Here is a 19,251-nt window from a genome sequence, read left to right as displayed (position 1 = left end):
GGGCGGCTCATAGGCGCGGTGCCGGAATCTGCTCGAGCATCTGCTTGAGCACCTGTTCCACCGATAGCCCTTCGATATCCAGCTCCGGAGCGACCCGTACCCGATGCCGTAGCACGGCCAGGGCGCAGCCCTTGATGTCATCCGGGATCACGAATTCGCCGCCCCGCAGCAGGGCCCGGGCCCGGGCTCCGCGCACCAGGGCAATGGAGGCACGCGGGCCAGCGCCCAGCGTCAGTCCCGGCCAGCTGCGGGTGGCCCGGGCCAGGCGCACGGCATAGTCGAGCACCTGTTCGTCCAGGGGCAGTTCACTGGCGATGCGCTGCAGGGCCAGCACGTCCTTGGCCTGGAGCACGGTACGCAGGGGCTGTACATCAAGCATGTCGGCGCGGGTCGAGCGAGCCACCTGGCGAACCATGTTCAGTTCCTCCTCGGCGTCCGGGTAGTCCATCCGCAACTTGAGCATGAAACGGTCCAGTTCGGCTTCCGGCAGCGGGTAGGTGCCTTCCTGCTCGATGGGGTTCTGGGTCGCCAGGACCATGAATGGCTGGGCGATGGGCAGGGCCCGGCCTTCCAGGGTCACTTGGCGTTCCTGCATGGCTTCCAGCAGTGCGGCCTGGGTCTTGGCTGGGGCGCGGTTGATTTCGTCCGCCAACAGCAGATTGGTGAACAGCGGACCCTTGCGCAGTTTGAACTGTTCGGTCTGCAGGTCGTACACCGCGTGGCCGGTGACATCGCTGGGCATCAGGTCCGGGGTGAACTGGATTCGTGCAAACTCTCCGCCAAAGCAGCGGGCCAGGGCCCGTACCAGCAGCGTCTTGCCCAGACCAGGGACGCCTTCGAGCAACACGTGGCCACCGGCGATCAGCGCCGTCAGCACATCATCGATCACGGCCTCCTGGCCGATCACCACCTTCTGCAGTTCCTGGCGCACCGCCTGCGCCAGCTGGCTGGCCCGCTGGCGCTGCTGGGCCGCATGGACCTGGGGCTGAGGCGCCTCGGAGGAGTCAAGGGATTCGACGGGTTGTTCGCTCATAGGGCATTCCTGAGAGTTTGCAGGTGGGCGACCTGGTGGCTGAAATCAGCACCGGAAAGGCGCTGCCCGGACACCGGTTGCAGGGCTTGGCGCACAGCATCGACAGGCTGCTGGCTGAGCAGGGCGAGGACGTCCCACTGGGCTTCGGGTTCCAGTTGTTCGAAACCCGGATGGCGACGTCGTGCCCGGCGCCGGATATCCAGTTGCAAGGCCTGCAGCAGTGGGCCCTGGCCGCCATGGCGCAGGATGAAGTCGGCACTGGCGCGCAGGTGCTCCCGCAGTTGACGCCGGGCCTTGGGCGGCGGTGCCAGCAACGGCCCCTGGCGGCTACCGGCCTGCCACAGCCACAGGCCGATCAACAGGGCCAGGGCTACCAACGCTTGGGGAAAATAGCGCCAGAGCAATTGCCACAGGCTCGGGTGGTCGGTGTTGAACAGCAGGGTCACGGCCGTATCGGTATTGAGGTACCACAGCAGCCAGGCGTTGTCGTACAGGCCGATGGCCGGGGTTTTCCAGATGTCGGCGTCGGTCAGCACGGTGACCGAGCCCTGGCCGTAGTCGAGCTGGATCATGTGGGTGGCCACGCCGCTGTTGGCCCAGGACTGGGCCAGGCTGTCCGGGTCGTCCAGGTGGAAGGCGGTGTCGAAGCCGATGTAGGCCGGGGCCTGTTCGTCTTCCAGATAGACTTTGGTCAGCTTTGGAAAGGCGTCGTTGGCTTCCTGTTCCGGCGGCTCCTCGAGGTCTTCACTGAGCTGTTGATGGATCTGCACCCGATCCAGCAGCAAGTCACCGCTTTGCTGAGTGTCATCGTCCCACAGGGCTTCGGCGACAAAAATCAGTCGGCCACCGGCACGGGCCCAATCCAGCACCTGGTCGGCCTGGCGCGGGCTCATGTTGGAGCGCTCCCCCAGCAACAGCAGGCTGTTGCCGGCGGGCTTCAAGGTGGCCAGTACTTCCAGGCCGTTGGCGTGATCGACCTTGAGGCCGCGTTCGCGCATAAACAGCTCGGCGGCCAGGTAGGGATTGGCGCGGGCTTCGGGCGAGGGGCCGTGATCGACGAGTTCCTGATAGGGCGTGGCGTGGCGGTACAGGTAGTAGCCGGCGGCTCCCAGTACCAGGATCAGCAACAGGGCCAGGCTGCCCCATAGATAGCGCTTCATGCTGGAGCTCCTGGGCCGAACAGACTGCGCCAGGCGTCGCACAGTTGCGGCTGCAGATCGGCGCCGGGAATCCGGTGACCGTAGGCCATGTTCTGCCAATGCTCCGTCAGTTCGCGGCTGAAGGCCTCCAGGGGCGGTTGTTGCAAGGCCTTGATCCGCTCCAGTACCTGGCCTTCGGTATCGGCCACGCTCAGGGGCAGATGAAAGTCTTCCAGCAGGCGACTGAGCAGTGCCCTGTAAAGCAGGCCCAGGGCCTCCCGGGGCTGGCTGGACCAGAGTTCCTCGGCGCGGGCGGCCACATCGGCAGGTAAGGTTTCGCTGCTGACGTCCAGGCCGAACAGTTGCTGTGGGATCGCGGCGGGGCGTTTCTTGCGCGGTAGCGGACGGCGGCTGACAAAGGCTCGCAGCCAATCGCGGTAGCGCCAGATCAGCCAGCCCAGGGCCCCTAGCAGTAAGGCCCAGAGGAGGATTTCCAGGCCCTTGGCGAGGCTGCCGAAACTGTTGTTGTCGAGGTTCTCAAGCAGGCTCTTGAGCCAGCCCGGCGGCTTGCCCTTGGCGTCTTTCTTCTGTGCCTGCTCTTCGCCGAAGCGGTAGCGGGTGACCGACTCCTGGTTCTTGAACGGCGGCTTTTCCAGGATGCCCTGGATGCTGTCCTTCGAGGCTTTGCTGGTCAGCGGTTGCTGCAGCAGTCGTGGCGCTTCGGGGCCGGCCACGGAAGTGCTGGGGGTGGCTGCCCAGATCGATGCGCCCGGCATCGCCAGCATCAGGCCGGTCACCAGCAGCAGCGCCGTGACGCCCGCCAGACGCTGGCGCAGGCGACGGAAAACCAGTTCGATGTCCCAGGCCTCGAGCTCGGTGCGGCGGTTGAGGTACAGGCTGAAGCCACAGGCCACGTAGATGGGCTCCCAGATCACCAGGACCAGAGCGTAGAAGGCGTTGGTCAGGTGTTCCAGCCAGAACCAGTCCTGCTGGGCGGCGATGACCAGGCTCTGCCAGTTCCAGTCCAGTTCGATCTGTTGTGGCAGCAGCAGGTAGAACAGCACCATCAACCCGATCCACAAGGCGCCTTCCAGGTGCATGCCGATCAGGGTCAACCAGCGTGCGGCCCCGGCATTGCGCTGCAGCAGGACCGCCAGGCGTTGTTGCCGGGCATCGCCACTCAGGCCTTCAAGTTGCACCACCGGCATGACAAAGCTGCGGCTCATGCTGAAGCGGCGCCAGGTCAGGCTGGCCAGCAATTGTGGCTTGAGCAGGCGTGGCCACTGCCTCAACGCCTCTGCCAGGCTTGGGGTTTCACCGAACAGGGCTTTGGAGAGAATGAACAGTGGCAGGCGTTCGAAGGCCGGTTTCAGCCACCAGAACAACAGCACTGCCAAGGATGGGGATTGCCACAGCAGCAGGCTCAGCAGGGCAAACACCGGCAGGCTGACGATGGCCCAACTGGTCATCAGCAGGCGCCGGTGACGCTGGCTCAGCAGTATCCCCAGGTCCATGGCTTCCCAGGGGTTGCGTGGGCGGATCGTCACGCTGGCGTCACTCAGGCGCATGGGATTCACGTCCGGCCAGGGTCAGGTACGCCACCACCAGGCTCCACAGGGCGGCGCCGACGCTGTATTTGATCCAGGGCGCAGGCCAGGTCATGGAGGACCAGTAGGCTTCGATAAAGGCCGCGATCAGCAGGAATACGATGACCCCGTAGACCAATTGCACGCTTATCCGCGCTGCCTGCAACAGGGCTTCGCCGCGGCTCAGGCGACCGGGGGCGATCAGGGCCCAGCCCAGTTTCAACCCGGCCGCACCGGACAGGGCAATGGCGCTCAGCTCGAAGGCGCCATGGCCGATGACGAAGGGCCAGAAGGTCTGGCCGAAGCCGATCTGGGTCAGGTGGCCAGCGATGGCGCCGATCATCAGGCCGTTGAAAAACAGGAAGAACACACTACCCAGGCCAAACAGCAGGCCGCTGGCGAAGGTCTGAAAGGCGATGCCGATGTTGTGCATGATGTAGTAGCCGAACATCACCCAGTCCTGGCTAGAGGCGCGTTCGGCGACCCGTCCCAGGCGTCCGTCGGTGGGCTCGTACATGCTCTGCATTTCCGACACCTGCTCCGGGCTCACCAGGCTATAGACCAGTTCGGGGTAGAGGTACACCAACAGGCCGATACCCAGCAGGCTGCCGAAGAACAGCAGGCTGGCGATCAGTACCAGGCGCCACTCCTGGCGCACCAGACGCGGAAAACCGGCCAGTATGAAGCCCAGGACGTTGGCGCTGATGGCGGTGCGCTGTCGGTACAACTGCTGATGGCCGCGCAATGCCAACTGCTGCAATGGATCGATCAGGTAACTGCTGTAACCGCGCTCCTGGGCCAGGGCCAGGTGCTGGCACAGGCGGCGGTAGTCCTGGATGAAGTTCTGGCAGTCCTCGGCTTTGACCCGGCGTCGCTCCAACTGGTCCAGCAGATGCTCGAACTGTTGCCATTGCGCCTGATGACGGTTCTCAAAAAGGCTTTGTTTCATGTCGTTCCCAGAAAACCGCGGGCGATGCCGTTGAGTTCGGCAGTGGCCTGGGCGGTGGGTACATGCAGCGGTTGCGCGAGGATCGCCGCCAGTTCCCGGGTGCGCTCGGCCGACAGTTGATTCTGACGTTCGGCAAACTCGAGAATCGCCCGTTGTTCGTTCAGGCTCAGGGCAAAAGGCGCGGAGCGGGGGACGGCAGGTGGCAGTTCCGGTCGCTTGACCGACTGCTCGCGATAGATCACCAGGGTGCCGGCGGCCAGGTCGCCCAGACGCTTGAAGGTCGGATGCTGCAGGCAACTGATAGCGCCAAGGAAGTAGCCGAACGGCAACATGTCGGCAAAGCGCAGCAGGTTGCGGGTCAGGGAGGCGCTCCAGCCAATGGGGGTGCCATCGTCCTGAACCACTCGCAGTCCCATTATTTGCTTGCCGGGAGAGCGGCCCTGGTTCAGCACCTCGAACAGCACCATGTACCACCAGCTGATCAGGAAAAGCAGGATCGAACCGAGACCGATGCCGATTTCGCCGAAAAAGCCCAGCACAATGAACAGCAGGCCCAACACCAGCCCGCGGATGCCCAGATCGAGGGCAAACGCCAGGGTGCGGACCAGCAATCCCGCCGGTCGCAGCGGCAGATCGATGCCCTCGGGGGTTTCGACCTGATACCGCGTATCCAGTGGCGGGTGCAGCGATGCGTTCCTTGGCGTTGCTGTCGTCTCAAGCATGGGCAACTTAGGGGCTTGGCCTGGTAGAGAAAAATCCAGCGCAGATGCTAGCAGTGTCCGAGGGGCAAACGACATCATTAACTGCGAATTCAACGTGGCGCTCTGTGTGCCGCCGGTTCGCGCGGCTGGCCCTGGGGATGCTTGAGCGCCTAGACTGCGGCGGTCTTTCAGTTCAGGAACAGGCCGTGACTTCCCTCTTTTGGTACGACTACGAAACCACCGGCATCAATCCTCGCAGCGATCGCCCGTTGCAAGTGGCCGGTATTCGCACCGATCTGGCGCTCAATGAGATCGACGAACCGGTCAACCTCTACTGCCAGCCCAGCGACGATATCCTGCCGCACCCGGTGGCCTGCATGATCACCGGCATCACCCCGAGCCGGCTGGCGGCGCAGGGTTTGAGCGAGGCGGATTTCATGACCCGGGTGCACGGGCAACTGGCGCGCCCTGGGACTTGCGGCGTTGGCTACAACACCTTGCGTTTCGACGATGAAGTGACCCGCTACAGCCTGTACCGCAATTTCTTCGATCCCTATGCCCGTGAATGGCAGGGTGGCAACAGCCGCTGGGACCTGATCGATGTGGTGCGTACGGCCTACGCTCTGCGTCCCGAGGGGATCGTCTGGCCGCAGGAGCAGGGGCAGGTGACCCTCAAGCTGGAACGCCTGACCGCTGCCAATGGTATCGATCACGGCCAGGCCCACGATGCACTGTCCGATGTCCGCGCCACCATTGCCTTGGCGCGTCTGATTCGCGACAAGCAACCCAAGCTCTATGACTGGCTGTTTCAACTGCGCAGCAAGCAGCGGGTGATGGATCAGATCCGCCTGCTGCAGCCTCTGGTGCATATTTCCGGGCGTTTCTCTGCGGCCCGGCACTACATCGGGGTGGTGCTGCCCCTGGCCTGGCACCCACGCAACCGCAATGCGCTGATCGTTTGTGATCTGCATCTGGATCCGCAGGGGCTGCTGGATCTGGATGCCGAAACCTTGCGTCAGCGTTTATATACGCGGCGCGAAGATCTTCTGGACGGTGAGCTGCCAGTGCCGTTGAAACTCATCCATATCAATCGCTGCCCGGTAGTGGCGCCCTTGAATGTCTTGCGTGTGGAGGATCAACAACGGCTGCACTTGGACATGGAGCAGTACCAGCGCCGTGGCGTGCTTTTGACTGAGGCCCAGGAAGTTTGGCGGGATAAACTTTCGGTGATTTATGGTCCTGATGAGTTCGCGGCCAGCGAGGACCCGGAGCAACAGTTGTACGACGGCTTTATTGGTGATCGCGACCGGCGTTTGTGTGAGCAAGTGCGTGAGGCTGATCCGTTGCATTTGGCCCAGCAACAGTGGCCATTTGATGATGAGCGCTTGCCTGAATTGCTCTTTCGCTACCGTGCCCGCAACTTTCCAGAGACATTGGATAAAACTGAGCAAGAGCGTTGGCGCGGGTTCTGTCAGCAGCGTTTGCTTGACCCGAAACTCGGCGCGCCCAATACCCTGGAAAGTTTTGCTCAGGGACTTGAGCAATCGTTGTTAAGTGCTGATCCGAAGCAGCGCCAGGTGCTGGATGAGTGGCGCGAGCATGTTCGGGCCCTGGCTGGGCGCCTGGCTCTTTGAAGGATGGCTCCTGCTCTGGAACAGGTCGCCTGGGCATAAAAAAACGCCAGCGGGCTGGCGTTTTTTAATCGGACTGCAGGAGCCCGGGCGCTCACTGGCAAGGCTTAGCCCAGCAGGGTTGCCCAGCCTTCAACCACATCGCCGCCCCACTTGGCTTTCCACTCTTTCAGAGTTTTGTGGTTGCCACCTTTGGTTTCGATGACTTCACCGTTGTGCGGGTTTTTGTACTGTTTAACTTTACGAGCACGCTTGGTGCCGGTGGTTTTTACTGCGGCGCGTGGTGCTTTAACTTTCGAGTCCGGATCCAGCAGGGCGATGATGTCGCGCAGGGACTTGGAGTACTCGCCCATCAGGCTGCGCAGTTTGCCTTCGAATTCCAGTTCGGTTTTCAGTTTGTCGTCTTGGGACAGGTTTTTCAAACGTGCTTGCAGTTCTTTAATGGCTTCTTCTGTAGCACGGTATTCGTTGATCAGGGACATGTGGACTACCTTATTGAGCGCTGAGTGGCTGGGTGACAATGTCGCAATAATAGTCAGAGAGTATGTGCAAGTAAACATAATACCGCTGTTTTATTTGTCTCTCTTAGTGTGTTTAGACGTAAAAATCATTTCGGTATTTAATAGGTCGAAGGGTTCAACTGCGCTATTCACAAACTAGTTGTGCGCTATTGGCAAGTGTCGGTATCTGTCGTTGCAGTGGCTGTGGATTAGGCTTTTCAAGCGGCGATTGCCAATCTAATCAAGGCCCGGCGCGCAATGGATACTGCAGTTTTTTCGCGCAGTGGCTAGAATGGCGACCTTTGCGAAGTTCTGGAGTTTCCCCCTCATGCGCACCTTTCGGTTGGTGATTTCTTGCCCTGACCGCGTTGGCATCGTTGCCAAAGTCAGTAACTTTCTGGCCTCCCATAACGGTTGGATCACCGAAGCGAGCCACCACTCGGACAACCTCAGTGGCTGGTTCTTCATGCGCCACGAGATTCGTGCCGATTCCCTGCCTTTTGGCCTGGAGGCTTTTCGCGAGGCATTTGCGCCGATCGCCGAAGAGTTCTCGATGGACTGGCGAATCACTGATACCGCCGAGAAAAAGCGTGTGGTGCTCATGGCCAGTCGCGAGTCCCATTGCCTGGCCGACTTGTTGCACCGCTGGCACAGCGATGAGCTGGACTGTGAGATCGTCTGTGTGATCTCCAACCACGATGACCTGCGCAGCATGGTCGAGTGGCACGGTATTCCTTATCACCACGTACCGGTCAATCCCCAGGACAAGGAGCCGGCTTTCGCCGAGGTCTCGCGTCTGGTCAAACAGCACGACGCCGAAGTGGTGGTGCTGGCGCGCTACATGCAGATCCTGCCGCCGGCGTTGTGCAGCGAATATGCGCACAAGGTGATCAACATCCACCACAGCTTCCTGCCGTCCTTCGTCGGTGCCAAGCCTTACCACCAGGCTTCCCTGCGTGGGGTGAAGCTGATTGGCGCCACCTGCCACTACGTCACCGAAGAGCTGGACGCCGGTCCTATCATCGAGCAGGACGTGGTACGGGTCAGCCACAGCGACAGCATCGAGGACATGGTGCGTTTCGGTCGTGATGTGGAGAAGATGGTCCTGGCCCGCGGCCTGCGCTACCACCTGGAAGACCGTGTGCTGGTGCACGGCAACAAGACCGTGGTGTTCTGATTGAAAAAAAACCAGGAGCGGGGGTTCAATATCCCGCTCCTGGTTCTGTAAATCACGAGGTCAGCCCGATGACCGATCCACTGGATAAAGCCACTTCCCAGGCCCCCGCCACCCTCGGCGAGGGGTGCTTGAGCCGCTATGACCCCGATGAACTTGATGCCGATGACGGCACCGAGTTTCCGGGGGCCGCCCAACTGTGGGAGCAGTTGCAGCAGGAGCCAGCGCCGCAGCCGCAGTGAGTGGTTCGCCGGCAAGCCGGCTTCTATTTAAAGCTTGGCAATCGGCTCCCCGCGTAGGAGCCGACTCGCCGGTGAAAGGGCCCTGAGGCCCGTCATCAAATCCTGAAACTGCCTACCAGATGCTTCAAGCGCGCTGCTTGCTGTTCCAGATCGGAGCAGGCCCGCAGTGTCGCCTGGAGGTTTTCCACGCCTTCCTGGTTCAGCGTATTGATTTCGGTGATGTCCATGTTGATGGACTCCACCACCGAAGTCTGTTCTTCGGTGGCGGTGGCCACCGACTGGTTCATGCCGTCGATTTCACCAATGCGCTGGGTCACGCTGTTCAGGCGTTCTCCTGCCTGGTTGGCGATCTCCACGCTGTCCTGGCTGTGGCGCTGGCTGTTGCTCATGGTGCTCACCGACTCGCGGGCGCCCACTTGCAGTTCCTCGATCATGGTCTGTACCTGTTGCGCCGACTCTTGAGTGCGGTGCGCCAGGTTGCGCACTTCGTCGGCAACCACGGCAAATCCGCGGCCGGCCTCACCTGCACGGGCGGCTTCAATGGCGGCGTTGAGTGCCAGCAAGTTGGTCTGTTGGGAAATGCTGGTGATGACTTCGAGAATCTGCCCGATGTTCACGGTCTTGCTGTTCAGGGTCTCGATGTTGCTGCTGGAGGCGCTGATCATGTCCGACAGCTGGTTCATCGCCTGGATGCTGCGATCCACCACCTGCTGGCCGTCTTCAGCCAGGTTGCGGGCGTCGCTGGCCTGTTGCGAGGCCTGGGCGGCATTACGGGCGATTTCCTGGGCCGCGGCCCCCAGTTGATTGATCGCAGCGGCGACACTGTTGGTGCGACTGGCCTGCTCATCGGAGTTGAGCATCGATGAGTTGGAGGCGCTGACCACCCGCAGGGCCACTTCGTTGACATGTTCGGTGGCCGAGGAGACTTCGCGGATCGAACCGTGGATACGTTCGACAAAACGGTTGAAGGCGGTACCGAGGATGCCGAATTCGTCCTGGTTGTGGATGTTCAGGCGGCGGGTCAGGTCGCCTTCGCCATCGGCAATGTCTTGCATGGCGCGGGTCATCACATGCAGGGGCTGCATGAGCAGGCGAATCAGCAGGCCCAGCAGGGCGATGGTCAGGGCCACGGCGGTCAGGGTGGCGATCAGGGCCGAGGTACGGAATTCGCTGAGCATGGCGAAGGCCTTGTCCTTGTCCACCGACAGGCCGATGTACCAGTTCACCGAAGACAGGCCCTTGATCGGGGTGAAGGTGACGATGCGGGTTTTGCCGTCGACGCTGACCTCACTGAGCTCGCTGCTGATGCGCGGGGTGTCCTGGGGATAGACGTCCTTGAGATTCTTCATCACCAGGTTCTTGTCCGGGTGCACCAGGATCTTGCCGTCGGCGCTGATCAGGAAGGCGTAGCCCATGCCGTCGAAGTCCAGGGCGTTGATGCTGTCGGCAATCACCTGCAGGCTGAGGTCGCCGCCCACTACACCAACACGCTGGCCGGCCTTGATCACGCTGTCGACAATGGAAATCACCAGTTGGCCGGAGGCCAGGTCGATGTAGGGTTCGGTCAGGGCCGAGCCATTGGTGCTCTCCGCACTCTTGTACCAAGGGCGTGCGCGAGGGTCGTAGCCGTCGGGCATCTTGCTGTTGGGGCGGATGATGAAGGTGCCATCCTTGTTACCCAGGTAAGCCCCCATGAAGGTTGAGCTCACGGACTTCTGTTCCAGCAGATTGCTGACATTGGTCGGGTCGGGGTTCAGCGCTACCGATTGCGAGATGTTCTCGATCAGCAAGGCGCGACCGGCGAGCCAGGTCTGAATATTTTTTGCCGTAACGTCGCCCATTTCCTGAAGATAGTTGTCCAGATCATCACGAATGGCGTTGCGTTGCAGGTAATCGTTGTAGAGCGTGAATAGCGCAAATGCAGCTATGACGATCAGCGAGGCGGCAAGCAGGATCTTGTGGCTGAAGCGCAGATTTTTGTTCATGGCTTGGTGTGTCCGCTAAGGTCTTTGAGTCCAGGGCATCGGGTTGGAAAAGCGCGCAGAATGGGCGGTGTTATAAGTAAGCTGATATCTCCATCTATCCCAAAGGAATTACCTGACCTTTATTTCAGATACTTCTGATCCATCATTTCTTCATATCGACCGTGTAAGGCCAAAGCTTAACCAGGGGTGACAAAATGCCTGATTTATCGCAACTCGTTATCGGTGCCGACCTTGGTGGTCAGCCGATCGCTCAGGCCATGCGCCTGGCCAACCGCCATGGCCTGGTGGCGGGCGCCACCGGCACTGGCAAGACCGTGACCTTGCAACGCCTGGCCGAGGCCTTCAGTGACGCCGGGGTGGCGGTGTTCGCTGCGGATATCAAAGGCGATTTGTGCGGGCTGGGGGCGGCGGGCAATCCACAGGGCAAGATTGCCGAACGGATCGCCGGTATGCCGTGGCTTGAGCATAAGCCTCAGGCGTATCCGGTAACGCTGTGGGATATCCAGGGGCAATCCGGTCATCCCTTGCGTACCACCTTGAGCGAAATGGGCCCATTGTTGCTGGGCAGCCTGCTTGAACTCACCGACAGCCAGCAGTCTGCGCTGTATGCCGCGTTCAAGGTGGCGGACCGTGAAGGGCTTTTGTTGCTGGATTTGAAGGATCTCAAGGCGCTGCTCAATCACCTCAAGGACAACCCTCAACTGCTGGGAGATGACGCGGCGCTGATGACCACAGGTTCCAGTCAGGCGCTGTTGCGGCGCTTGGCGACCCTGGAGCAGCAAGGGGCGGAAGCTCTGTTCGGCGAGCCTGCGTTGCAACTGGAAGACATTCTGCAACCGGCGGCCGATGGCCGTGGGCGGATTCATCTGCTCGATGCCAGCCGTCTGGTGCACGAGGCACCGAAAGTCTATGCGACCTTCCTTTTATGGCTGCTGGCTGAGTTGTTCGAGCAACTGCCGGAACGCGGTGATGCGGACAAGCCTGTGCTGGCCCTGTTTTTCGACGAGGCCCACTTGCTGTTCGCGGGCACTCCCAAGGCTTTGCAGGATCGACTGGAACAGGTGGTACGGCTGATTCGTTCCAAGGGAGTGGGGGTTTATTTCGTAACCCAATCGCCAGGGGATCTGCCGGACGATGTGCTGGCTCAACTGGGCCTGCGTATTCAGCATGGCTTGCGGGCGTTCACCGCCAAGGAGCAGAAGTCGTTGCGGGCTGTGGCCGATGGTTTCCGTCCGAACCCGGACTTTGATGCACTGGCGGTGCTCACTGAGCTGGGTATCGGCGAGGCGCTGGTGGGTACTCTGCAAGACAAGGGCACGCCGGAGATGGTCCAGCGCGTGTTGGTGGCGCCTCCGCAATCGCGAGTCGGACCTTTGACCGAGGCTGAGCGCAAGGCCCTGATCGCCAGTTCGCCGTTACAGGGGCGTTATGACAAGCCTATCGATCGTGAGTCTGCCTATGAGGTGTTGATGGGGCGCAAGGACCTGGCGCCTGAAGCGCAGGCGACGCCCGACAAGCCTGGCGCTGAAGAACCGAGCCTGGCTGATCGGGCGGGTGAGTTCCTCGGCACGGCGGCCGGGCAGGCGTTGAAGTCAGCCATGCGTCAGGCGGCCAATCAGTTGGGCCGGCAATTGGTCAGGGGGCTGATGGGGTCGTTGCTGGGTGGCAGCAAGCGCCGCTGAAGCCTGGCGTCTGGGTCAGCCCCGTGGTTTGGCGTGGCTGGCCAGGCGCTCCAGGGCGGCACGCAGATTGGGATCAGTGATGCCTTCGGCTGTGGCCTGGATGGTTTCGGCGGCGTTGTTCGACAGATCCATGGTGTGCCCCACTGCGCCCTGTTGAACCGTGGGTGGCTGGACCTTGAACAGGATGCGCGTGAGGTTGCTGAACTCGTTGAACTCCTGCAATTGGCGCTGCAGGCGTTTTTGCTGATAGCGCAGGCGCGTAGCCCAGTGGCCATCGGTGACGATCAGCAGCAAGCTGCCTTCTCGCCAGGAGGCGACGTGGCAATGTTCGCGAGCAGCCGGCTGTAACTGGCTCTCCAGCAGGCGCTGCAGATGCGCCAGGCGCTGGGCGTGGCCGAGTATGGCTTTGAGTGGCTTGGCTTCGCGAAGAAGAACGGCAGGCGCGCGTGCCGTAAGGGGGCGAAATGCCATGATCAGAAACCTGAAGTTACAGAGGCGCCATGGTAGCAGAAAGCGCCCGGGGCACCGCTCTCATTGCTTTTTCGTACTTTGACTACTTTCTGGCGCTTTGCTGATCGTAATCATTAAGTTCTGTGGTCAATGGGCTTGAAGTTCGGCAAAAAGCCCTTATTTTAGGTGAGCCCCGTCACAGCGCTGTGCCAGCATCGTGGAATAACGCCACTTTCCTCACCATCGTTTCCGGGTAGAATGCTCGTTCGCATGCGGCCATGAGGGCTGCTCGGGCGACTCACGGGGCCGCCCTCCAACCCTATGTGTGGAAGATCCTGCCGATATGTTTGCGCCTTTGTTAAAGAAACTTTTTGGAAGCAAGAACGAGCGTGAAGTCAAACGCATGCTCAAGACGGTACAAATCGTCAATGCCTTCGAAGAGCAAATGGTGGCCCTTTCGGACGATCAATTGCGTGCCAAGACTGCCGAGTTCAAGGCCCGTATCGCCAAGGGTGAAACCCTCGACAAGCTGCTTCCCGAAGCCTTTGCGGTCGCCCGTGAAGCCGGTAAGCGCGTCATGGGCATGCGTCACTTCGATGTGCAGTTGATCGGTGGCATGACCTTGCATGAAGGCAAGATCGCCGAGATGCGTACCGGTGAAGGCAAGACCCTGGTGGCAACCCTGGGCGTCTACCTCAACGCACTGTCCGGCAAAGGCGTGCACGTAGTGACGGTGAACGACTACCTGGCTCGCCGTGACGCCAACTGGATGCGTCCGCTTTATGAATTCCTCGGCCTGACTGTTGGCGTGGTCACGCCGTTCCAGCCGCCGGAAGAGAAGCGCGCTGCCTACGCCGCCGACATCACCTACGGCACAAACAACGAATTCGGTTTCGACTACTTGCGCGACAACATGGCTTTCAGCATGGAAGACAAGTTCCAGCGCGAGCTCAATTTTGCCGTGATCGACGAAGTCGACTCGATCCTTATCGACGAAGCCCGTACCCCGTTGATCATCTCCGGTCAGGCTGAAGACAGTTCCCGCCTGTACACCGAGATCAACAAGCTGATCCCGCGTCTCGAGCAGCACATCGAGGAAGTGGAAGGCCAGGTCACCAAGGCTGGTCACTTTACTGTCGACGAGAAGACCCGTCAGGTCGAACTCAACGAAGCCGGTCACCAGTTCATCGAAGAAATGCTGACCCAGGTCGGCCTGCTGGCGGAAGGCGAAAGCCTGTACTCGGCGCACAACCTGGGCTTGTTGACTCACGTCTATGCCGGCCTGCGTGCCCACAAGCTGTTCAATCGCAACGTCGAATACATCGTCCAGGATGGCCAAGTGGTCCTGGTGGACGAGCACACCGGCCGGACCATGCCGGGGCGTCGCCTGTCCGAAGGCCTGCACCAGGCCATCGAAGCCAAGGAAAACCTCAACATCCAGGCCGAGAGCCAGACCCTGGCCTCGACCACTTTCCAGAACTACTTCCGTCTGTACACCAAGCTGTCCGGCATGACCGGCACCGCCGACACCGAAGCCTTCGAGTTCCATCAGATCTACGGCCTGCAGGTGATGGTGATTCCGCCGAACAAGCCGCTGGCTCGTAAGGACTACAACGACCTGGTGTTCCTGACCGCGGACGAGAAATACGCCGCGATCATCAATGACATCAAGGAGTGCATGGCCCAGGGCCGTCCGGTGCTGGTGGGTACTGCGACCATCGAAACTTCCGAGCACATGTCCAACCTGCTCAACAAGGAAGGCATCGAGCACAAGGTCCTGAACGCCAAGTTCCACGAGAAGGAAGCGGAAATCATCGCCCAGGCCGGTCGCCCGGGGGCCTTGACCATCGCTACCAACATGGCCGGTCGTGGTACCGACATCCTGCTGGGTGGTAACTGGGAAGTGGAGGTCGCCTCTCTGGAGAACCCGACGCCTGAGCAGATCGCCCAGATCAAGGCCGATTGGCAGAAGCGTCACCAGCAAGTGCTGGAGTCCGGTGGCCTGCAGGTAATCGCTTCCGAGCGTCACGAGTCGCGCCGTATCGACAACCAGCTGCGTGGTCGTGCCGGTCGTCAGGGTGACGCCGGTTCCAGCCGTTTCTACCTGTCCCTGGAAGACAGCCTGATGCGTATCTTTGCCTCTGACCGGGTGAAGAACTTCATGAAAGCGTTGGGCATGCAATCCGGCGAGGCGATCGAGCACCGCATGGTGACCAACGCCATCGAGAAGGCTCAGCGCAAGGTGGAAGGCCGCAACTTCGACATCCGTAAGCAATTGCTGGAGTTCGACGACGTCAACAACGAACAGCGTAAAGTGATCTATCACATGCGCAATACCTTGTTGGCTGCAGACAACATTGGCGAAACCATCGCCGATTTCCGCCAGGACGTGCTCAACGCCACCGTCAGCGCGCATATTCCGCCGCAATCGCTGCCCGAGCAGTGGGACGTGGCCGGTCTGGAAGAGTCGATCCAGAGCGGTTTCGGTGTAAGCCTGCCGATCCAGCAGTGGCTCGACGAAGACGATCACCTGTACGAAGAAACCCTGCGCGAGAAGCTGCTCAACGAGTTGATCGCCGCGTACAACGAGAAAGAAGACCAGGCCGGTGCCGAAGCGCTGCGTTCTTTCGAGAAGCAGATCGTACTGCGGGTACTGGATGACTTGTGGAAAGACCACCTGTCCACCATGGACCACCTGCGCCACGGTATTCACCTGCGCGGTTATGCGCAGAAGAACCCGAAGCAGGAGTACAAGCGCGAGTCCTTCACCCTGTTCTCCGAGTTGCTGGATTCCATCAAGCGCGACTCGATCCGCGTCCTGTCCCATGTGCAGGTTCGTCGCGAAGATCCGGCAGAGGAAGAGGCACGCCTGCGTCAGGAAGCCGAGGCACTGGCTCAGCGCCTGCAGTTCGAACACGCCGAGGCTCCGGGTCTGGATCAGCCGCAAGCGCAGGAAGAAGGGGTTGATGTCGATGTCGCCCTGGCTACCGCGCCGGTGCGCAACGAACAGAAACTGGGACGCAACGAACTGTGCTACTGCGGTTCGGGCAAGAAGTACAAACACTGTCACGGCCAGATCAACTAAGATCCTCGCCAGACACTGAAACACCCGCGCCGTGACGGCATCCGCCGTCGCGGCGTTTTTCCATTTGCAACACCGTCTTTTGAGACGACGGTGCAGACACCTGATAAGAGGAGCGCATTCATGGCTGTTGGTCTTGGTCCTTTGCCTACGTTGCACCCGGTTGCCGGTTTTGAGCTCGGTATCGCTTCGGCCGGCATCAAGCGCCCCGGGCGCAAGGATGTGGTGGTCATGCGCTGTGCCGAAGGCTCCACCGTAGCCGGTGTGTTCACGCTCAACGCGTTCTGCGCCGCGCCGGTGATTCTGGCCAAGCAGCGTGTGCAGGGGGCGGTGCGTTATCTGCTGACCAACACCGGTAATGCCAACGCCGGTACCGGCGAGCCGGGCCTGGCTGCTGCCACCCGCACTTGCGCCAAGCTGGCGGAGCTGGCCGGCGTCGATGCCAGCGCTGTGCTGCCGTACTCCACTGGGGTGATTGGCGAACCGCTGCCGGTAGAGAAAATCGAGGGGGCTCTGCAAGCCGCACTGGATGACCTGTCCGTGGACAACTGGGCGGCTGCGGCCACCGGGATCATGACCACTGACACCTTGCCCAAGGGCGCCAGCCGCCAGTTCCAGCACGATGGCGTGACCATCACCGTGACCGGTATCAGCAAGGGGGCGGGGATGATCCGTCCGAACATGGCTACCATGCTCGGCTACATCGCCACCGATGCCAAAGTCTCCCGGGAAGTGCTGCAGAACCTGTTGCTCGACGGTGCCAACAAGTCTTTCAACCGCATCACCATCGACGGCGATACCTCCACCAACGATTGCTGCATGCTGATCGCTACCGGTCAGGCCAAGCTGCCGGAAATCACTAAGGCCGAGGGCCCGCTGTTCGCTGCCCTGAAGCAGGCGGTGTTCGAGGTGTGCATGGAGGTGGCCCAGGCCATCGTCCGTGATGGCGAAGGTGCAACCAAGTTCGTCACCGTTGAAGTCAACGGCGGTGGCACTCATCAGGAATGCCTGGACGTGGGCTACACCGTGGCTCACTCGCCGCTGATCAAGACCGCCCTGTTCGCCTCCGATCCGAACTGGGGCCGCATTCTCGCCGCCGTCGGCCGTGCTGGCGTAGCGGATCTGGATGTCAGCAAGATCGATGTGTTCCTCGGTGAAGTCTGCATTGCCAGCCGTGGTGCGCGTGCTGCCAGCTACACCGAGGCCCAGGGCGCGGCCGTGATGCAGCAGGAAGAAATCACCATTCGCATCGAATTGGGGCGTGGTGCGTGCAGCGAAACCATCTGGACCACTGATCTGTCTCACGAGTACGTGAAGATCAACGCGGAATACCGCACTTAAGCACCTCTCCGGCAACGCTGCTCCAGCCACTGTGGGAGCCGGCTTGCCGGCGAAGCGCGCATCTCAACGCCTGGTCCGTGAGGGCCAGGCCCAATGCCTGATCAGAGGAAACAGTGCGGTGAAACGAGTACATGTGGCTGCGGCCGTCATCCGGGATGCCAGCGGCAAGATCCTGATTGCCCGGCGTGCCGATACTCAGCATCAAGGTGGCCTGTGGGAGTTTCCCGGAGGCAAGGTCGAGGCTGGCGAAGCGGTACAAACCGCGCTGGCCCGCGAGCTGCAGGAAGAGTTGGGTATCGTCGTACAGACGGCGCGCCCACTGATCAAGGTGCAGCACGATTACCCGGATAAACAGGTGTTGCTGGATGTCTGGGAGGTTTCGGCATTCAGCGGCGAGCCTCACGGCGCCGAAGGCCAGCCCTTGGCCTGGGTCAGCCCTCGTGAGCTGGCCGATTATGAATTCCCCGCGGCCAATCAGCCGATTGTCGCTGCAGCGCGTTTACCCGCTCACTACCTGATTACCCCAGAAGGCTTGGAAACTCCGACCTTGCTGCGAGGCATGCAGAAAGCCATAGCCCAGGGCAGCAAGCTGATTCAGTTGCGCGCCCCTGGTGGCTACGATCCGCAGTACCGCGATCTGGCGGTGGACGCAGTGGGCCTGTGTGCGGGCAAGGCGCAGTTGATGCTCAAGGGGCCTTTCGAGTGGCTGGGGGATTTTCCCTCCGCCGGCTGGCACATTACTGCGGCGCAATTGCGCAAGTACGCCAGCGCGGGGCGGCCTTTTGGCAAGGATCGCTGGTTGGCCGCCTCCTGCCATAACGCTGAGGAGCTGTCCCTGGCGCAGCAGATGGATGTGGATTTCGTGACCTTGTCCCCGGTGCAGCCGACCCAGACTCACCCCGATGCCCAACCCCTGGGCTGGGAGCAGGCGCAGCAGTTGCTCAGTGGTTTCAACAGGCCTGCCTATCTGCTGGGAGGCGTGGGGCCTGCCGAGTGCCGGCAAGCCTGGGAAGCCGGTGCTCAAGGTGTTGCCGGTATCCGTGCCTTCTGGCCCCAGGACTGAAGGCATCCTCTGTGGCAGTGCTGGCTAGCGGCTGTCTATGGAACTGGCTTGCCAGCGCATCGTCGGCCGTTGCCCAAGGCCCGTGGTCCTGATCGCCGGCAAGCCTGCTCCTACGCGGAGGGTTTGGCGGCGGCCTGCCAGAGGATTTCGGCGATGCCCTGGCGCTTGGCAATCAGGCGCGCCGCGACAAACAGCAAGTCCGACAGGCGATTGATGTAGGCCAGTCCCACTCCCTGCAAGGGTTCCACGGCATTCAGGTGTTGGCAGCGACGCTCGGCGCTGCGAGCCAGGCTGCGGCAAACGTGGGCCTGGGCGATCAGTGACGAACCACCGGGGAGGATGAAGTTCTCCAGGGGGCCCAGCTCTTCATTCCAGATATCGATGGCCGTCTCAAGACGCTCCACCTCTGCTTCATTGAGGGCTTGATACACCGGCATTGCCAGTTCGCCCCCCAGATCGAACAGCCGGTGCTGACAGGGGGCCAACACCTCGATGATTTCCTTGAAGCCCTGGCAGGTATCAGCCTGCTCTTCCAGGCCGGCCAGGAGCAGTCCCAACTGGCTGTTCAAGGTGTCGACTTCACCGATGGCTTCCACTCGAGGATGATCCTTGGCAACCCGGCGGCCGTCTCCGAGTCCGGTTTCGCCTTTGTCGCCGGTGCGGGTGTAAATCTTCGACAAGCGAAAACCCATG

The 19,251-nt window shown here is 61.1% G+C and carries 16 protein-coding genes; 7 read left to right on the top strand and 9 right to left on the bottom strand.

Annotated features, from left to right (window positions below; translation table 11 throughout):
* Nucleotides 1–7 precede the first annotated feature (7 nt).
* Genes J5M73_RS15855 through J5M73_RS15835 form a run of 5 tightly spaced genes read right to left on the bottom strand, consistent with a single transcriptional unit; the run spans nucleotide 8 to nucleotide 5,429 of the window.
* Nucleotides 8–1,033 (bottom strand): MoxR family ATPase, encoded by a 1,026-nt coding sequence (locus tag J5M73_RS15855; RefSeq protein WP_102860533.1) that lies wholly within the window; start codon nucleotides 1,031–1,033, stop codon nucleotides 8–10.
* Complete coding sequence (locus J5M73_RS15850) at nucleotides 1,030–2,193, bottom strand: DUF4350 domain-containing protein (RefSeq protein WP_102860534.1); 1,164 nt, start codon at nucleotides 2,191–2,193, stop codon at nucleotides 1,030–1,032. Before J5M73_RS15850 ends, J5M73_RS15855 begins: the two co-directional genes overlap by 4 nt.
* Nucleotides 2,190–3,740: a DUF4129 domain-containing protein gene (locus J5M73_RS15845; RefSeq protein ID WP_102860535.1), complete on the bottom strand. Its 1,551-nt coding sequence runs from the start codon at nucleotides 3,738–3,740 to the stop codon at nucleotides 2,190–2,192. Before J5M73_RS15845 ends, J5M73_RS15850 begins: the two co-directional genes overlap by 4 nt.
* Entirely contained in the window at nucleotides 3,727–4,707 is a 981-nt protein-coding gene (locus J5M73_RS15840; protein WP_102860536.1) for a stage II sporulation protein M, read from the bottom strand. The genes J5M73_RS15845 and J5M73_RS15840 overlap by 14 nt, the downstream gene beginning before the upstream one ends.
* Nucleotides 4,704–5,429 carry an RDD family protein gene (locus tag J5M73_RS15835; RefSeq protein WP_115580766.1) on the bottom strand — a complete coding sequence of 242 codons (726 nt, stop codon included), beginning with the start codon at nucleotides 5,427–5,429 and terminating at the stop codon, nucleotides 4,704–4,706. Before J5M73_RS15835 ends, J5M73_RS15840 begins: the two co-directional genes overlap by 4 nt.
* Nucleotides 5,430–5,614: 185 nt before the next feature.
* Here J5M73_RS15835 and sbcB point away from each other — a divergent pair, with 185 nt between their 5' ends.
* The gene (gene sbcB / locus J5M73_RS15830; RefSeq protein WP_115580765.1) at nucleotides 5,615–7,042 is read left to right on the top strand and encodes an exodeoxyribonuclease I; all 1,428 of its coding nucleotides are present in this window, start codon (nucleotides 5,615–5,617) and stop codon (nucleotides 7,040–7,042) included.
* Nucleotides 7,043–7,146: 104 nt separating this feature from the next.
* Here the strand turns inward: sbcB and mvaT are convergent, their stop codons facing one another.
* A complete protein-coding gene (gene mvaT / locus J5M73_RS15825) occupies nucleotides 7,147–7,521 on the bottom strand; it encodes a histone-like nucleoid-structuring protein MvaT (protein ID WP_102860539.1) in 375 nt (124 codons plus the stop codon).
* Nucleotides 7,522–7,867: 346 nt separating this feature from the next.
* Between mvaT and purU the strand changes: the two genes are divergently transcribed.
* A complete protein-coding gene (gene purU, locus J5M73_RS15820) occupies nucleotides 7,868–8,716 on the top strand; it encodes a formyltetrahydrofolate deformylase (RefSeq protein WP_102860540.1) in 849 nt (282 codons plus the stop codon).
* Nucleotides 8,717–8,784: 68 nt separating this feature from the next.
* Nucleotides 8,785–8,955 (top strand): hypothetical protein, encoded by a 171-nt coding sequence (locus J5M73_RS15815; RefSeq protein WP_162884083.1) that lies wholly within the window; start codon nucleotides 8,785–8,787, stop codon nucleotides 8,953–8,955.
* 95 nt (nucleotides 8,956–9,050) lie between these two features.
* On the opposite strand, the gene J5M73_RS15810 is transcribed toward J5M73_RS15815, so the two are convergent.
* Complete coding sequence (locus tag J5M73_RS15810) at nucleotides 9,051–10,940, bottom strand: methyl-accepting chemotaxis protein (RefSeq protein WP_102860541.1); 1,890 nt, start codon at nucleotides 10,938–10,940, stop codon at nucleotides 9,051–9,053.
* Nucleotides 10,941–11,134: 194 nt separating this feature from the next.
* On the opposite strand from J5M73_RS15810, the gene J5M73_RS15805 reads away from it, so the two are divergent.
* Nucleotides 11,135–12,622, top strand: coding sequence for a helicase HerA-like domain-containing protein (locus J5M73_RS15805; protein ID WP_102860542.1), 1,488 nt, complete (start codon nucleotides 11,135–11,137; stop codon nucleotides 12,620–12,622).
* Between the two features lie 15 nt (nucleotides 12,623–12,637).
* Here the strand turns inward: J5M73_RS15805 and J5M73_RS15800 are convergent, their stop codons facing one another.
* Nucleotides 12,638–13,093 carry a DciA family protein gene (locus J5M73_RS15800; RefSeq protein ID WP_102860543.1) on the bottom strand — a complete coding sequence of 152 codons (456 nt, stop codon included), beginning with the start codon at nucleotides 13,091–13,093 and terminating at the stop codon, nucleotides 12,638–12,640.
* 322 nt (nucleotides 13,094–13,415) lie between these two features.
* Between J5M73_RS15800 and secA the strand changes: the two genes are divergently transcribed.
* The 3 genes from secA (at nucleotide 13,416) to J5M73_RS15785 (ending at nucleotide 18,558) form a co-directional block, all read left to right on the top strand.
* On the top strand, nucleotides 13,416–16,157 hold the full coding sequence (gene secA, locus J5M73_RS15795; RefSeq protein ID WP_102860544.1) for a preprotein translocase subunit SecA: 2,742 nt from the start codon (nucleotides 13,416–13,418) through the stop codon (nucleotides 16,155–16,157).
* 120 nt (nucleotides 16,158–16,277) lie between these two features.
* The gene (gene argJ / locus J5M73_RS15790; protein ID WP_102860545.1) at nucleotides 16,278–17,495 is read left to right on the top strand and encodes a bifunctional glutamate N-acetyltransferase/amino-acid acetyltransferase ArgJ; all 1,218 of its coding nucleotides are present in this window, start codon (nucleotides 16,278–16,280) and stop codon (nucleotides 17,493–17,495) included.
* A gap of 118 nt (nucleotides 17,496–17,613) precedes the next feature.
* Nucleotides 17,614–18,558, top strand: a complete 945-nt coding sequence (locus tag J5M73_RS15785; protein ID WP_102860546.1) for a Nudix family hydrolase — start codon at nucleotides 17,614–17,616, stop codon at nucleotides 18,556–18,558.
* Between the two features lie 110 nt (nucleotides 18,559–18,668).
* Here J5M73_RS15785 and J5M73_RS15780 read toward each other — a convergent pair whose 3' ends face one another.
* Nucleotides 18,669–19,250, bottom strand: coding sequence for a cob(I)yrinic acid a,c-diamide adenosyltransferase (locus tag J5M73_RS15780; protein WP_102860547.1), 582 nt, complete (start codon nucleotides 19,248–19,250; stop codon nucleotides 18,669–18,671).
* Nucleotide 19,251 lies beyond the last annotated feature (1 nt).

The sequence above is a fragment of the Pseudomonas sp. 50_B genome, from assembly GCF_017491625.1.
GTDB lineage: Bacteria > Pseudomonadota > Gammaproteobacteria > Pseudomonadales > Pseudomonadaceae > Aquipseudomonas > Aquipseudomonas danubii.
The sequence above is the reverse complement of the archived record's forward strand: the minus strand, read 5'-3'. Positions and strand labels throughout refer to the sequence as shown.

Bases quoted from the DNA above. Each gene is read 5' to 3' on its own strand.
- J5M73_RS15855 (WP_102860533.1), bottom strand. From the start codon at position 1,033: ATGAGCGAACAACCCGTCGAATCCCTTGACTCCTCCGAGGCGCCTCAG.
- purU (WP_102860540.1), top strand. From the start codon at position 7,868: ATGCGCACCTTTCGGTTGGTGATTTCTTGCCCTGACCGCGTTGGCATC.
- argJ (WP_102860545.1), top strand. From the start codon at position 16,278: ATGGCTGTTGGTCTTGGTCCTTTGCCTACGTTGCACCCGGTTGCCGGT.
- secA (WP_102860544.1), top strand. From the start codon at position 13,416: ATGTTTGCGCCTTTGTTAAAGAAACTTTTTGGAAGCAAGAACGAGCGT.
- J5M73_RS15835 (WP_115580766.1), bottom strand. From the start codon at position 5,429: ATGCTTGAGACGACAGCAACGCCAAGGAACGCATCGCTGCACCCGCCA.
- J5M73_RS15815 (WP_162884083.1), top strand. From the start codon at position 8,785: ATGACCGATCCACTGGATAAAGCCACTTCCCAGGCCCCCGCCACCCTC.
- J5M73_RS15845 (WP_102860535.1), bottom strand. From the start codon at position 3,740: ATGCGCCTGAGTGACGCCAGCGTGACGATCCGCCCACGCAACCCCTGG.
- J5M73_RS15850 (WP_102860534.1), bottom strand. From the start codon at position 2,193: ATGAAGCGCTATCTATGGGGCAGCCTGGCCCTGTTGCTGATCCTGGTA.
- J5M73_RS15800 (WP_102860543.1), bottom strand. From the start codon at position 13,093: ATGGCATTTCGCCCCCTTACGGCACGCGCGCCTGCCGTTCTTCTTCGC.
- J5M73_RS15840 (WP_102860536.1), bottom strand. From the start codon at position 4,707: ATGAAACAAAGCCTTTTTGAGAACCGTCATCAGGCGCAATGGCAACAG.
- J5M73_RS15780 (WP_102860547.1), bottom strand. From the start codon at position 19,250: ATGGGTTTTCGCTTGTCGAAGATTTACACCCGCACCGGCGACAAAGGC.
- J5M73_RS15810 (WP_102860541.1), bottom strand. From the start codon at position 10,940: ATGAACAAAAATCTGCGCTTCAGCCACAAGATCCTGCTTGCCGCCTCG.
- J5M73_RS15805 (WP_102860542.1), top strand. From the start codon at position 11,135: ATGCCTGATTTATCGCAACTCGTTATCGGTGCCGACCTTGGTGGTCAG.
- mvaT (WP_102860539.1), bottom strand. From the start codon at position 7,521: ATGTCCCTGATCAACGAATACCGTGCTACAGAAGAAGCCATTAAAGAA.